Here is a 14,058-nt window from a genome sequence, read left to right as displayed (position 1 = left end):
TCGTCAGCGGTGCGCTGATCGCCCTGGGAACCCTGATCTACCTGCTGATCCTCGTACGTCTGACGGCGAGACTCCGCTCGCCGGGCGTGAGCATCGGCGGCGGCGGGCTCATCGGCCTCCGGGCCGTCCGTCCACGCCGTTCCCGGAATCCCGCAGGTGGGTGGCGAGCTGTTTGCGCACGGGCCCGTAGTGGGCCTCGATCGCCGCCTGGAAGGCGGCCACGTCGCGCCGCCGGGCGGCCGCCACGATCTCCGCATGCGCGTCGGCCGTCTCCCGTCCGTCGGCGGTGGACGGGGCCAGCAACGGGGCGACCATGCTGTGGACGTCCCAGAACGCCCCGGTGAGCTGCTGGACGAGGTCGATCTTCAGCGGCTCCATGAGCAGCAGGTGGAAGGCGCGGTCCTGCTCGACGAACGTCTCCCCCTTGTCGGCCAGCTCCCGCATCTCGGACACCAGCGCGGCCAGGGCGTCGAAGTGGGGCTCCTCCAGAGCCGCCACAAGGGAGGCCGCCAGGCCCTGTTCGAGCAGCTGACGGACGCCGATCACCTCGCCGAGCACGGTGAAGTCGTCGCGGCTGCTCAGCTGGACGCGGAAGGCGAGGCTCTCCACCAGGGCCACCAGGGACAGGCGGCCGACGTACATGCCGTGGCCGTGCCGCACCTCCACGATGTCGAGGGCGCTCAGCGTCTTGATCGCCTCACGCACGCTGGAGCGGCTCGCCCCCAAGCTCTCGCAGAGCACGGACTCGGTGGGCAGCGGATCGCCGGGCTTCAGATGGTTCCGCAGGATGAACGCCTTGATCTGCTCCGTCACCTCCTGCCGCCGCAACGGATGCCGCCCCGTGGCGGGTCCAGGGAAGTCCAGCGCCATCTTCTGCCTTTCCCGCGATGCCGGTCTCTGGCGTGCACCCTAAGCATAGGACGTCAGACGTCGTATGCTTCCCGGCTTCACCGGGTGCCCGCGGACGATTCTGCCGGAACCTGGGCTGTCACGCCCCCGGCCTCGTCACCCTGTCGGCGAACCAGCGGGTGATGGTCGTCGGGTGGGTGATGGCGGTGCCGACGACCACGGCGTACGCGCCCGCCTCGACCGCCGCGGCGGCCTGCTCCGCCGTGTGGACGCGCCCCTCGGCGATCACCGGGACGGGCAGGTCGCGGGCGAGCCCGGCGACCAGTTCGAGGTCGGGGCCGGGTCCTGGGCGGGAGTACGCCGTGTACCCGGACAGGGTCGTCCCGACCACGTCCGCGCCTGCCTCGGCGGCGGCGATCCCTTCCTCGTACGTGGAGACGTCCGCCATCACCAGCCGGCCGGTACGGTCGTGCACGGCCTTGACGGTTTCGGCGAGCGTGCGGCCGTCGGGGCGCGGTCTGCGGGTGCCGTCCACGGCCACGATGTCCGCGCCGGTCGCGGCGACGGCGAGGGCGTGGTCGAGGGTCGGCGTGATGAAGACGTCGCCGTCGCCGTCCTTCCACAGGCCGATGAGCGGCAGGTCCAGCGCCGCGCGGATCCGCCGCAGGTCCTCCAGCCCCTGCGCCCGGATCCCCGCCGCCCCGCCGGCGGCCACCGCCCGCGCCACCCGGCACATCGTGTCCGGGTCACGCATCGGCTCCCCGGGGTACGCCTGACACGACACCACCAGACGGCCCCGAATGGCGGCCAGCGCGGGGTGCTCAGCGGCCGACGTCATGATCCTCCTCGATGGTGCTCGCGCGAATCCTCGATGGTGCTCGCGCGAAGCGGGCCGATCACTCGCGCGTCCAGTACGGTTCCAACCGCCCAGCGGGCCAGCGCGAGGCGGGCCCACGCGAAACGACCCACGCGAAACGGCCCGACGCGAAGCGGCCCGGCGCGAAACGGGCCCGCGCGAAACGGGCCCGCGCGAAACGGGCCACGCGAGGCGGGGCGGAAAATGGTGTCGGTCATGGGGACGCTTCCAGGGCCATGCGGGCGGCGCCGAGCAGGGCGGCGGCGCCGGCGAGGGCGGCGGGTTCGACCGGGACGTCTCGCAGTGCGGGCAGTACCTCGGCGGCGATGGCGGCGCGTAGCGGTCGCCACCACGGTTCGCCGCATCCGGCGACGCCTCCCCCGATGACCACGATCTCGGGGTCGATGACGTTCATCAGCCCGCCGATGAGCGAGCCGAGCGCGGCCCCGCCCTCGGCCAGGACGTCCGCGGCGAGCGGATCTCCGGCCGCAGCCAACCGAGCCACCCCGGCGAGGTCCGCGGCGTCCGTACCGCCCCGGCGACGGTACTCACCAAACAGGGCGGGGCCGGACGCGACCGCCTCCACATGCCCCTGCCCGCCGCACGGGCACGGCCTCCCGGCCGCCGCCGCCACCGGCACATGGCCCGCGTGACCGGCCACAGCGTGCGCCCCGTGCCGGACCCGCCCACCGAGCATGGCCGAGGCACCGACGCCGGTGCCGACCGCGACCAGCAGGACGTCCTCCCGGCCGGCGGCGGCACCGCGCCACTGCTCGCCGAGCGCGTGCGCGTGCACGTCGTTGCCGACCACCACCGGCACCCCGAGCCTGCGCGACAGCTCGCCACGCAGATCGGTCCCCGCCCATCCAGCCAGTGCCCCGGTCGCCGAGACCACCACACCACGCCCCGGATCGACCACCCCAGCACTACCGACACCGACCGCGGTCACAACCCCCCGGCCACCGAGACCCCCGACACCAGCCGACTCCCCGGTCCCATCGCGGAGGTCACGCCCGACCTCCGCACTACCGGCCGCGATCACAACCCCCCGGCTCTCGGTGAGGGTGTGGATGAGGGCGGTGGCGGTGGCGAGGATGGCGTCGGGGCCTTCGGTGGCGGGGGTGGGGCGCGTGGCCGTGGCCAGGAGGGTGCCGGAGTGGTCGACCAGGCCGGCGGCGATCTTCGTGCCGCCGATGTCCACGCCGACGACGAGGCTCACAGCAGCCCGGCCTCCTCCAGATGGGCGGCGACGGCGCGGCCCTCGTCGGCGGTCAGCTCGCGCATCGGCGCGGCGACGGCCGCGTGCCCGATGACCCCGCGCAGGGCCAGCGCGGTCTTGAACGCCCCGACGCCCCGCGTGCTGCCGCCGGCGGTGGCAGGGGAGGCCGCCTCGACGATGCGGAACAGCCGGGTCAGACGGTCCTGTTCGGCCTTGGCGTCGGCCCAGCGCCCGTCGGCGCAGGCCCGCAGCAGCCGTACGTAACCGTGCGGGTCGACGTTGGCCAGGCCGGGCACGGCGCCGTCGGCCCCGGCGAGCATCATCGCGTCGACCACGACCTCGTGCCCGGTCAGCGCCGAGAACCCGGCGAGCCCGGCGGCCCGCAGGACCACCTGGCGGAACCCCACGTCGTCGCCGCTGGAGTCCTTGAGCCCGTCGACGACGCCGTCCGCGGCCAGGGAGAGCACCAGGTCGGCGGTGAGCTTGGTGTGCACCGACACCGGCACGTCGTAGGCCAGGAGCGGCAGGTCAACGGCGGCCCTGACGGCGCGGAAGTGCCGGTCGACCTCGACGGGATGGATGCGGGCGTAGAACGGCGCGGTCACCACGACGGCGTCCGCGCCGAGCTTCCTGGCGATCTCCGCCCGCTCGATCACGCGGCCGGTCGTCGTCTCGATGCAGCCGGCGAGCACGGGCACCCGGCCGGCGGCCGCCCGCACCACGACCTCCAGCGCCTTGTCCCGGCGGGCGTCGGTGAGGAAGACCGCCTCGCCGGAGCTGCCGAGGGCGAACAGGCCGCTGACGCCCGCCTCGATCAGGAACTCGACCAGCCGCTCCAGTGACGCGGCGTCGATCTCGCCGTCCGGCGTCAGAGGGGTGACGACCGGCGGGATGACGCCGCTGAAGCGGGGCTTGCGGGGGCTCAAAGAAGGCTCCTTACGGGCGATTCGGGGTGGACGCAGTGCCAGAAGTGCGCCTCCGCCTGAGTGGCGGGCGGGAACTCCTGCGCGCACGCCTCGGTGGCCTTCCAGCAACGGGTGCGGAACGGGCAACCGGACGGCGGGTGGGTGGCGGACGGGACCGGGCCGGTGAGCACGATCCGTTCGGTGTCGTCGAGCAGGCTGGGCGTGGCCGAGAACAGGGCCCGCGTGTACGGGTGGCGCGCCCGGCCGGCCACGTCGGCGACCGGCCCCTCCTCGACCACGCGGCCGAGGTACATGACCGCGATCCGGTCGGCGAGGTAGCGGACCGTCTGGATGTCGTGGGAGATGAACACCAGGCCGAGCCCCAGGCTCGTGCGCAGGTCGAGGAGGAGGTTGAGCACCTGGGCGCGGACGGAGACGTCCAGCGCGCTGGTGGGCTCGTCGGCGACGATCACGTCGGGTTCGAGGGTCAGGGCGCGCGCCACGGCGACCCGCTGGCGCTGGCCGCCGGAGAGCTGGCCGGGCAGCGCCTCGGCGACGTGGCCGGGCAGCCCGACGAGGTCGAGCAGGTCGCGCACGCGTTCCTCGCGCTGCTTCGGCGTGCCGCGCCGGTGCACGTCGAGGGGGTCGCGCAGGATGCGGCGCACGGACAGGCGGGGGTTCAGCGCGGTGGAGGCGTCCTGGAACACCATGGCCACGGCGGCCCCGAAGTCCCGCCGGCGGCGCCGTACCGGCAGCGTCCACAGGTCCTCGCCGCGGAAGCGCACCGTGCCCGAGGTGGGCGCCTGGAGGCCGACCACCACCTTGGCGAGAGTGGACTTGCCGCATCCCGACTCGCCGACCACGCCGAGGATCTCGCCCCGGCCGACGGAGACGGTGGCGTCGGTGAGTGCGTGCACCTTGTCGCGGCGCACCAGGCCGCCGCTGCGCGCGGTGTGCACCACGTGCACGTGTTCGAGGCTGACGACTGGTTCGTTCACCGTTGTCCCCCTCCGGGATGGAAGCAGGCCCGCGCGTGGTCGTGCGGGTCGCCGGCCAGCGGCGGCGGAGCGGTGCGGCAGGTCGCGTCCGCGGCCGCGCACCGGCCCGCGAAGCGGCAGCCGGGCCCGAAGTCGCGGGGCGCGGGCACCACGCCGGGCACCTGGTGCAGCCGTTTGGCCCCGCTCTCCAGGGAGAGCACCGAGCCGAGCAGGCCCCGGGCGTAGCGGTGCTCGGCGCCGGACAGGAGCGAGCCGGTCGTGCCGATCTCGGCGAGCTGGCCGGCGTACATCACGGCGATCCGGTGCACGAGCTGACCGACCAGGCCGAGGTCGTGCGAGACGAGCAGCATCGCGAAGCCGAGCTCGTCCCGCAGCTCGACCAGCAGCTCCACCACTTGCGCCTGCACGGTCACGTCGAGCGCCGTGGTGGGCTCGTCGGCGACCAGCAGCCGCGGGCCGCGGGACAGGGCCATCGCGATCAGCACGCGCTGGCGCTGGCCGCCGGACAGCTCGTGCGGGTAGCTGCGCCGGGTGCGCGCCGGGTCCAGGCCCACGAGTTCGAGGAGCTGCTCCGGCGTACGGGTGCCGCCCCTCTTGGTGAGCTGGCGCAGCTGGGTGCCCACGAGGACCGACGGGTTCAGCGACGACATGGCGTCCTGGTAGACCATGGCGATCTCGGGGCCGGAGATGGCCCGCCGTTCGCCTGGCGGCAGGTGCAGGATGTCGCGGCCGTCGTAGACGATCCGGCCGCTCACCTGCGCGGCGCGGGGCAGCAGACCCATGATGGCCAGGCTGGTCAGGCTCTTGCCGCAGCCGGACTCGCCCACCAGCCCGAGCGTCTCGCCCACCCGTACGTCGAAGGAGAGCGACTGGACGACCGGGACGTCCCCGTATCGCTGCGGGAAGCGGATGGTCAGGTCCTCGACCGACAGCAGCGGCGCGGCCCCGGGCGGCAGCGGCGGGACGCGTGGCGGGCGCTCGTCCGCCACGACGGCGAGCCTGGCGAGCGCGTCCCCGGTCTCGGTGCTCTCCTCGGCGGGTACGGCCGCCGAGGAGACGTCGTCGGCCGGTGCGGCGGCGCGCCGGGCGGAGCGGGGCGCGGCCCACGCGTCGGTGAGCCCTTCGGCGAGCAGGTTGAGCGCGAGCACCGTGACCAGGATCGCCAGGCCGGGGAAGAACGTGGCCCACCAGCCGCCGGCCAGGACGAGCTGCCTGCCGTAGGCCAGCACGTTGCCCCAGCTCGGCGCCGGGTCCTGGATGCCCGCGCCGATGAACGACAGGCTGGCCTCGAAGATGATCGCGTCGGCCACCAGCACGGTGGCGAACACCATGATGGGCGCGGCGCAGTTGACGGCGACGTGCCTGACCAGGATGTGCGGCCTGGTGGCGCCGATGACCTTCTCGGCGGCGACGTAGTCCTCGCCGTACTGCGCCAGGACGTTGGCCCGCACCACCCGCGTCAGCTGCGGCACGTACAGGAAGGCGATCGTGCCGATCAGGACCGGGAGGTGGCGGCCGAAGACCGCCACCAGCACCGCGGCGAGCGCGATGCCGGGGAAGGCCATGACCACGTCGAGGACGCGCATGATGCCCTCGCTGACGGCCTTGCGCGAGGTGGCCGCGAGGCTGCCCAGCACCGCGCCGGCGGCGACGGCGAGCGCGGTGGCGCCCAGGCCGATGAGGAGGGAGGACTGCGCGCCGTGCGCGATCCTGGCGAAGACGTCACGCCCGGCCCTGTCGGTGCCGAGCCAGTGGTCGGCGCCGGGCGGGACGGCGGGCGTGCCGGTCGCGAGCGGATCTCCGGCGAAGAGCGGCGCCAGCACGGCGAAGAGCGCGATCGCCACGAGCACGGCGAGGGAGACGACGGCGACCGGGGAGAGACGCGCGAAGCGGATGCCGGGGTCGGAGAGCCGGGCGGTCAGGCCTGATCTGAGCATCTCACACCGCCCTGATCCGCGGGTTGACGAGCAGGTAGAGCAGATCGACGACGAGGTTCACGAGGAGGAACGCCACCGCGATCGTCAGCACCGCGCCCTGCACCAGGGCCACGTCGCCGTTCGTGACGCCTTCGAGGATGAGCTTGCCCATGCCGGGCAGGTCGAAGATCGTCTCGATGACCACGGCGCCGCTCAGCAGGTAGCCGACCCGCAGGCCGAGCACGGTGAGCGGGGTGATGAGCGCGTTGCGCAGCGCGCCGCGTACGACGATCGCGCGGGGCAGGCCGTTGCCGGTGGCGGTGCGGACGTAGTCCTTGTCCAGTTCCTCCACCATCGAGGTGCGCACCAGGCGCGACAGCGAGGCCGCGGCCGGGACGGCGATCGCGATCGAGGGCAGGGCCAGCGACAGGAGCCAGCCGGTGACGGAGTCGGCGGGGTTGACGTAACCGCCGGTCGGGAAGATCGGAACGCCGAGCGCGAACTCCTGGATGAGCAGGATGCCCAGCCAGAAGGAGGGCATCGCCACCCCCGCGATGGACAGCACGCGGGTCACCTGGTCGGGCCACCGGTCGCGGTGGAGCGCGCCGGTGACCCCGAAGGCCAGGGCGCCGGCCACGGCGAGCACCAGGCCCAGCACGGTGAGCTGGATCGTGAGCGGGAAGGCCGTGACGACCCGGTCGATCACCGGGGTCGCCGGCGGGGCGGTGTAGCCCAGGTCGCCCTGCGCCAGCTGCCCCAGGAACCGGACGTAACGCAGCGGGAGGGGGTCGTCCAGCCCGTGCTCCGCCCTGTAGGCGGCGCGCGCCTCCGGGCTCGCGCCGTCGCCGAGTGCGTTGTACGCGGGATCGTTGGGCGAGAACTGGAGGACCACGAAGACCAGCAGCGTGACGCCCAGCAGCATGGGCGGCAGGATCACCAGCCGTCTCACGGTCAGCCGTAGGAGTGCGAACATGGCGCTTTCTCGTCGGGGCGGTCAGACGCGGGCGACGTCGAGGAAGGACAGGCCCGTGGTCGGGATGGGCTGGAAGCCGGTGAGCGCCTTCTCGTCCCAGGCGGTGGGCAGCTTGCGGTGCAGGATCGGGTAGAGCGGCACCTCCTCGGCGACGAGGTCGACGGCCTGGCCCCACAGCTTCTTCTGCTCGGCGGCGTCGTCGGTCCGCACCGCGGCGTCGAGCAGCTCCAGCATCTTCTTCGCCTCGGCGGTCTCGCTCCAGCGGTAGCGGTTCTCCGGCCAGATGCCGTCGTAGAACCAGCGCAGCAGCAGGTCCATGTCGTTGCCGAAGACCGAGGGGTCGCCCGGCGCCACCAGGACCTGGAACGCGCCGGGGTCGATCTTGTTGGTGTACTGCCCGCCCGACTGGCCGATGTCGAGCGTGGTGGTCACGCCGACGGCGTCCCAGGACTCCTTGATGATCGGGACGACGTCCTTCACCCAGCCGGTGTCGGTGGTGACCATGGTGACCTGGAGGTTCTCGACCCCGGCCGCCTTGAGCAGCTCCTTGGCCTTGTCCGGGTCGTAGCCGTAGACGGTGGCCGCCTCGGCGTACGCCGGGTGCGACTCCTGGACGTAACCGGTCGCCGCGGCGGCGTTGCCCAGCATGCCCGTCCGGATGACCTTGTCCTTGTCGATCGCCCAGTGCAGCGCCTGGCGCACCCGCTTGTCGTCGAAGGGCTTCTCGGCGCAGTTGAACATGAGGAAGAGCAGGCCGAAGGACTGCACCGCCTCCAGCTTGTGCTTCTGGCCGACCTTCTCGGCGTCGAGGTACGGCACGTCCTCGATCGCCGCGACGCGGCCGGACTCCAGCGCGGTCACGCGGGCGGACGGGTCGGACAGCAGCCGCCACGTCATGTTCTTGACCTTCGCGGGGCGCGGGCCGTTGTACTCGTCCCACCGCTCGAAGACGATCTTGTCTTCCTTGGTCGCCTCGATCAGGCGGTACGGGCCCGAGCCCACGGGCTTGGCGTCGAAGGCGGCCTTGTCCTTCTCCACGATCGCCCTCGGCACGATCTTGACGACCGCGAGCCGCTCCTTGAGCAGGGGGAAGGCGTGCTTGAGCTTGATCTCCGCCGCCGTGTCGCCGACCGCGGTGACGCTCTCCACGAACGGGATGAACTGCACCATGAGCGAGGCGTTGGCGGGGTCCATGACGCGCTCGAAGCTGAAGGCGACATCTCCGGCCGTCACCGGGGAGCCGTCGTGGAAGGTGGCGCCCTGGCGCAGGGCGACCTTGTACGTGGTGTCGTCGACCTTCTCCAGCTCTCCGGCGGCGAGCGCGGCGTACGGCTCGCGGGTCACCGGGTCGAGGTCGAACAGCGCCTCCAGGGTGTGCATGTTGGCCGCGACGGGCGTGGCGCCGGACGAGGTCATCGGGTCGAAGCCGGTCGACAGGGCGTACGAGATGCCGGCCTCGATGCTGTCGGCGGCGGCGGCGGGCGCCGCGCTGCCGGTGGAGGCGGGGCCCGAGCACGCGGCGAGCGAGCCGGTGAAAGCGGTGGCGGCGCTCATGGCCCCTACGAGCCGCAGGAAGCCGCGGCGGTTGACGGACGGGGCGGGATCGGGCATGGCTACCCCTCTCCTTTAATGGTGACCGTTTTGGGGGGTATCGTCACGGGTCCGGCACAGGACACATGACGTCTGATGTCTGATGCCGATGCGGGGAATGTAGACGACCTTTGGACGAAAGGGCAAGATGTTGGCCGTGATCGAGCCCATCTCGCGACCGTCCCGCGGTACGCAGCTGCGACAGCGAGAGGTGGCCGAGCGCATCAAGCAGTACATCCTGCACCACCGCCTGCGGCCCGGCGACGCGCTCCCCACCGAGGCGGAGCTGTGCGCGGCCATCGGCGCGAGCCGCTCCAGCGTGCGGGAGGCGATCAAGACCCTCACCGCCCTCGACATCGTCGAGGTGCGCCACGGATACGGCACCTACGTCGGCAAGCTGTCACTCGCCGCCCTGGTCGAGAGCCTGAGCTTCCGGGGCCTGCTCAGCCGGTCCGACGACTACCAGGTGCTCTCCGAGCTGGTCCAGGTGCGCCAGACCCTGGAGCAGGGGCTCGCCTCCGCGATCATCCCCGCCCTGGGGGCGGATCTGCGCGGCGAGCTGGAGAGGCTCACCGACGAGATGGACGAGCGGGCGCGGGCGGGCGAGACGTTCATCGAGCAGGACCGCGAGTTCCACCTGCTCCTCATGAAACCTCTGGGCAACGAGCTGGTCACCCAGCTCACCGCCGCCTTCTGGGACGTGCACGCGATCGTCGCGCCCACGATGCCCACCACCCCCGAGTCGGTGCGCGAGACCGTCGCGGCGCACCGCGCGATCGTGCGGGCGGCCTCCGCCGAGGACCTCCAGGGGTTCGCGGAGGCGATCGCCGCCCACTACGCGCCGGTGCGGCGGCACCTGAGGGAAAATCGCGGGCATTGACGGCTCTCCACCCCGCACTTACAGTACGGGAGGTCTGATGTCTGATGCTCCTCGGCTCCAACCCCCCGAACCGAAGGAGCGATCGATCCGTGACGTCCCTGCCCAGAAGGCTCCTGCGCGGAGTCTTAGCCCTCGTCCTGTCCGTCGCCGCCGCGGCGGTCCTCGTCCCCGCCCCCGCCTTCGCGGCCGTCCCCGGCGTGTCGGCGACCGTCGGGGCCGACTGCCCGCTCAGCCGGCTCCAGCTCACCCTGGACAACAAGTCGGCCCAGACCCAGACGTACACCGTGACCTGGCCCGGCCGCTCCGGATCGCCGTGGACCCGCACGGTGGCCGCCGGAGGCAGCGCGCTGCTCCACTGGACGCTCGACCCCGGCACCCCGTACACCCTGCGCACCACGACTCCGACCGGCCTCGACACCACGCAGAGCGGCAGGTTCCACTGCGGCGGCGGGATGTCCGCGCTCGTCGGCTTCGACTGTACGGAGAGCCGCCTCCAGCTCATCCTGGAGAACCGGACCACTGCGGCGAAGACGTTCACGGTCACCTGGCCGGGCCGGACCGGCTCGCCCTGGACGCGCACCGTCGCCGCGGGCGGTAACTACCTGCACTACTGGACGGTCCCGGCCGGCACGCCGTACACCCTGCGGACCACGGCGGAAGGCTTCGACGACACGCGTTCCGGCGTCGCGCGCTGCGGCCTGGCCGCCGACGCGCCCCAGCTGAACTCGACCGCTGTGCTCCGCACCAGCACCACCATCAGAGGGCTCAACGGACCCAATGGCCGCTACGACGGCACCGTCCGATCGGTGCGGATCCCCGGCATGGCCGTCACCGGGAACGGCACCGTCATCGCCGTGGCCGACGCGCGCGTCGACGGCTCCTACGACCTCGGCGGCGGCACCAACAACATCCAGATCGTGCTGATGCGCAGCACCGACCACGGCCTCACCTGGGAGCAGCCGCGCGTCATCCACCACGCCGCCACGACGTCCCAGGGCGTCGGGGACCCGAGCGTGCTCGTCGACCGCTCGACCGGAGAGGTCTTCGTCTTCTACACCTACTCGCCGCGGCCGGGCATCAGCTTCTGGTCGGGCGGGTCCGGCTCCAACGCCGCCAACGACCCCGACAGCCTGCACATCCAGTACGTCAAGAGCACCGACCACGGCGTCACCTGGAGCGCCCCGGTCGAGCTCAACCCGTCGGTGAAGGACCCGGGCTGGCGGCAGCTCTTCGCGTCGTCCGGGCACGGCATCCAGACCAGCTCCGGCCGGCTGATCCAGCCGATCGTCTACCGCGACGCCGCCGGGACCAGCCACGCCGCCAACATCTACAGCGACGACCACGGCCGGACCTGGCAGCGCGGCTCGTCGGCGAGCGGCAACGTCAACGAGAGCAAGGCCGTGGAGCGCAGCGGCGGCGCCGTGGCGCAGAACATGCGGCACAACGGCGTCCGCTCCCGCTTCCTGGCCACCTCGGCCGACGGCGGCCGGACCTTCGGCGCCGCCGCCGCCAGCCCGGTGCTGACCGATCCGCTGTGCAACGCCGACGAGCTGTCCTACCTCACCCCCGGGCAGCGCGGCTCGAACGGCGCGCCGATCCGCACCGCCACGGTCCTGTACAGCGGCAACGGCCACCCGACCGCGCGCAACGACCTCACCGTCCGGCTCTCCACCGACGACGGGGCCACCTGGCCCGCCAGGGCGCTGGTCAAACCCGGCGCGGCGGGCTACTCGACCATGGCCGTGCTCGCCAACGGCCAGGTCGGCGTCCTCTACGAGATCGGCGACACCGGCGGCATCGTCTTCGCCCGGTTCACCCCCGCCTGGCTGAGGGCCGCCTGACCTGCCGACCACGGACCCGCCGGCCTGCGAACGGCCGGCGGGTCCCTGGACTACCGGCATCCGCACCCCGGCCATTGAACTCGGCGGCGCGGCCGGCCGTACCAAGCCACAGAGAACAGCGAAAGGGTCAAGATGCACAAGCGCACCCTCGTGGCTCCCGGCCTGGCCGCCGCCACTGCTCTGATCGCCACCTCGCTCAGCCCGGTCTCGGCTCAGGCCACCACTCCCGTCTACCTGGCGGCGGCGCTCAAAGGCGCCAACGAGGTGCCCGCCAAGGGAGGGAAGGCCGGCGATCCCGACGGCAACGCCCTCGCCGTGTTCAGGATCCATGGTCAGCGCGTCGACTACGCCATCAGATGGCACGGCGTGGCCGCGCCCAGCGGGTTCCACATCCACCGGGGCCAGAAGGGACAGAACGGCCCGGTCACGGTGCCGTTCTTCGGCCAGGCGCTGCCCGCCACGCTGCACGCCGTCAAGGGCACCGTCCGGGTGAAGGATCTCGGGCTGCTGCGCCGTATCATCACCAACCCCGGCAACTGGTACGCCAACCTGCACAACGCCCAGTTCGCCGCCGGAGCCGTACGGGCTCAGCTCTACCGGATCCATCCGGTGGAGCTGGAGTCGGTGCTCTCGCACGGGTTCGGCAAGACGCTCACCACCCAGGCGAACGGCCGCCAGGAGGTGCCGGCGCCCGGCACGAAGTCCGGCGACCGCGACGGGCGCGCCGGATGGCTGGTGCAGCCGGAGGAGAAGCGCGTCTGGTTCGCCACCGCGTGGAAGCGGATCGGCGCACCGGTCGCCGCGCACATCCACCGCGCCCCGAAGGGCAGGAACGGCCCCGTGGTGGTGCCCTTCTTCGCCGCCGAGAAGGGCCTGCCGGCGGGCGTCAACGGCGTCGCGGGCAGCGTGCCCACTCCCGCGGCGACGGGCCGCCGCATCTGGAACAACCCGAAGAACTGGTACGTCAACCTGCACAACAAGCAGTTCCCCGGCGGCGCCGTCCGCGGCCAGCTCTACCGCGGCGACTGGTGACCCGTCAGGGTCTCAGCCGGACGCGGCGGTCGAGGACTGCGTCATCCGGTAGTGCGACGGCGGGACGCCGTAGCGGTCGACGAACGCCTGGCGCAGGGTCTCGGCGGTGCCGAACCCGCATCTCGCCGCCACCACGGCCACCGGCAGGGACGTGGCCGCCAGCAGGTGGGCGGCCGCTTCGGTGCGGGCCTGCCTGATGAACCTGCCGGGCGTCAGGCCCGCGTGCTTGAGGAACAGCCGGGTCAGGTGACGCTCGCTCACGCCCGCGCCGGCGGCCAGCGTGGTCGTGGTCAGATCGCCGTCCAGGTTGGCGACGATGTGGCTCATGATGCGCTCGACCAGGCCGTTGCCGGGCGGGGGCGCGGCGGTGAACATGCTCATCTGCGCCTGGTTGCCGGGCCGCTGCATGTAGGTGACGAGGTTGCGGGCGACCCGCCGGGCCACCTCCGGGCCGTGGTCCTCCTCGACGAAGGCGAGGGTGAGGTCGAGGGCGCTGGTGACCCCGGCCGAGGTGGCGATCTCGCCGTCGCGGACGAAGATCGGATCGGGATCGACCGAGACCTTCGGGTACTTCGTGGCCAGATGCCGCGCCCACTCCCAGTGGGTGGTGACGCGCCGCCCGTCGAGCAGCCCCGCCGCCGCCAGGATCTCCGCCCCCGTGCAGACCGACGCGACCCGCCGGCTCTCCCTGGCCAGGCGGCGTACGTGGGCGAGGATCCGCGGGTTGTCCGCCGCCGCCATGCAGCCGATGCCGCCGGTGACGACGAGCGTGTCGAGCGGGCCCTTGACCTGTTCGAGCGCCTCGTGGGCCTGCAGGGTCAGGCCGCTGGCGCAGGTGACGGGATGGCCGCCGGGACTGGCCATGACCATCCGGTAGGCGGGCGCGGCTCCGTACCAGTTCGCGCTCTGCAGCGTCGAGGTCACACAGGCGATGTCGAGCAGCTGCGCGTCGGGATAGCCGACGACGACGACACGACGCTCGTGCATGAGAAGACTGTA

12 protein-coding genes are annotated in these 14,058 nt (G+C 72.5%); 3 read left to right on the top strand and 9 right to left on the bottom strand.

The genetic code is table 11. The features are described from left to right. Positions 1-108: 108 nt before the first annotated feature. From FR742_RS04475 to FR742_RS04440, 8 genes are all read right to left on the bottom strand, one after another. Positions 109-813: a FadR/GntR family transcriptional regulator gene (locus FR742_RS04475; protein WP_261808355.1), complete on the bottom strand. Its 705-nt coding sequence runs from the start codon at positions 811-813 to the stop codon at positions 109-111. 175 nt (positions 814-988) lie between these two features. Next, complete coding sequence (locus FR742_RS04470) at positions 989-1,687, bottom strand: N-acetylmannosamine-6-phosphate 2-epimerase (RefSeq protein ID WP_148029737.1); 699 nt, start codon at positions 1,685-1,687, stop codon at positions 989-991. Positions 1,688-1,919: 232 nt separating this feature from the next. Then, the gene (locus FR742_RS04465; RefSeq protein ID WP_148029736.1) at positions 1,920-2,924 is read right to left on the bottom strand and encodes an ROK family protein; all 1,005 of its coding nucleotides are present in this window, start codon (positions 2,922-2,924) and stop codon (positions 1,920-1,922) included. Continuing rightward, positions 2,921-3,850, bottom strand: coding sequence for a dihydrodipicolinate synthase family protein (locus tag FR742_RS04460; RefSeq protein WP_148029735.1), 930 nt, complete (start codon positions 3,848-3,850; stop codon positions 2,921-2,923). Before FR742_RS04460 ends, FR742_RS04465 begins: the two co-directional genes overlap by 4 nt. Beyond that, a complete protein-coding gene (locus FR742_RS04455; RefSeq protein WP_148029734.1) occupies positions 3,847-4,827 on the bottom strand; it encodes an ABC transporter ATP-binding protein in 981 nt (326 codons plus the stop codon). The genes FR742_RS04460 and FR742_RS04455 overlap by 4 nt, the downstream gene beginning before the upstream one ends. After that, entirely contained in the window at positions 4,824-6,764 is a 1,941-nt protein-coding gene (locus FR742_RS04450) for a dipeptide/oligopeptide/nickel ABC transporter permease/ATP-binding protein (RefSeq protein ID WP_148029733.1), read from the bottom strand. Before FR742_RS04450 ends, FR742_RS04455 begins: the two co-directional genes overlap by 4 nt. Position 6,765: 1 nt before the next feature. Then, positions 6,766-7,716, bottom strand: coding sequence for an ABC transporter permease (locus tag FR742_RS04445; protein ID WP_148029732.1), 951 nt, complete (start codon positions 7,714-7,716; stop codon positions 6,766-6,768). A gap of 21 nt (positions 7,717-7,737) precedes the next feature. Further along, a complete protein-coding gene (locus FR742_RS04440; RefSeq protein ID WP_148029731.1) occupies positions 7,738-9,327 on the bottom strand; it encodes an ABC transporter substrate-binding protein in 1,590 nt (529 codons plus the stop codon). 136 nt (positions 9,328-9,463) lie between these two features. Here FR742_RS04440 and FR742_RS04435 point away from each other — a divergent pair, with 136 nt between their 5' ends. From FR742_RS04435 to FR742_RS04425, 3 genes are all read left to right on the top strand, one after another. Next, positions 9,464-10,186 carry a FadR/GntR family transcriptional regulator gene (locus FR742_RS04435; RefSeq protein WP_261808354.1) on the top strand — a complete coding sequence of 241 codons (723 nt, stop codon included), beginning with the start codon at positions 9,464-9,466 and terminating at the stop codon, positions 10,184-10,186. Between the two features lie 89 nt (positions 10,187-10,275). Beyond that, positions 10,276-12,027, top strand: a complete 1,752-nt coding sequence (locus tag FR742_RS04430; protein WP_187280990.1) for an exo-alpha-sialidase — start codon at positions 10,276-10,278, stop codon at positions 12,025-12,027. Positions 12,028-12,159: 132 nt separating this feature from the next. Continuing rightward, positions 12,160-13,059, top strand: coding sequence for a CHRD domain-containing protein (locus tag FR742_RS04425; RefSeq protein WP_148029728.1), 900 nt, complete (start codon positions 12,160-12,162; stop codon positions 13,057-13,059). 12 nt (positions 13,060-13,071) lie between these two features. On the opposite strand, the gene FR742_RS04420 is transcribed toward FR742_RS04425, so the two are convergent. After that, on the bottom strand, positions 13,072-14,046 hold the full coding sequence (locus FR742_RS04420) for a GlxA family transcriptional regulator (RefSeq protein ID WP_148029727.1): 975 nt from the start codon (positions 14,044-14,046) through the stop codon (positions 13,072-13,074). Positions 14,047-14,058 lie beyond the last annotated feature (12 nt).

Origin of the sequence: Nonomuraea sp. C10, assembly GCF_008017515.1 — a bacterium.
GTDB lineage: Bacteria > Actinomycetota > Actinomycetes > Streptosporangiales > Streptosporangiaceae > Nonomuraea > Nonomuraea ferruginea.
The sequence above is the reverse complement of the archived record's forward strand: the minus strand, read 5'-3'. Positions and strand labels throughout refer to the sequence as shown.

Excerpts from the sequence above, each read along its gene's own strand:
- FR742_RS04470 (WP_148029737.1), bottom strand. The coding sequence starts at position 1,687 with ATGACGTCGGCCGCTGAGCACCCCGCGCTGGCCGCCATTCGGGGCCGT.
- FR742_RS04450 (WP_148029733.1), bottom strand. The coding sequence starts at position 6,764 with ATGCTCAGATCAGGCCTGACCGCCCGGCTCTCCGACCCCGGCATCCGC.
- FR742_RS04445 (WP_148029732.1), bottom strand. The coding sequence starts at position 7,716 with ATGTTCGCACTCCTACGGCTGACCGTGAGACGGCTGGTGATCCTGCCG.
- FR742_RS04440 (WP_148029731.1), bottom strand. The coding sequence starts at position 9,327 with ATGCCCGATCCCGCCCCGTCCGTCAACCGCCGCGGCTTCCTGCGGCTC.
- FR742_RS04425 (WP_148029728.1), top strand. The coding sequence starts at position 12,160 with ATGCACAAGCGCACCCTCGTGGCTCCCGGCCTGGCCGCCGCCACTGCT.
- FR742_RS04420 (WP_148029727.1), bottom strand. The coding sequence starts at position 14,046 with ATGCACGAGCGTCGTGTCGTCGTCGTCGGCTATCCCGACGCGCAGCTG.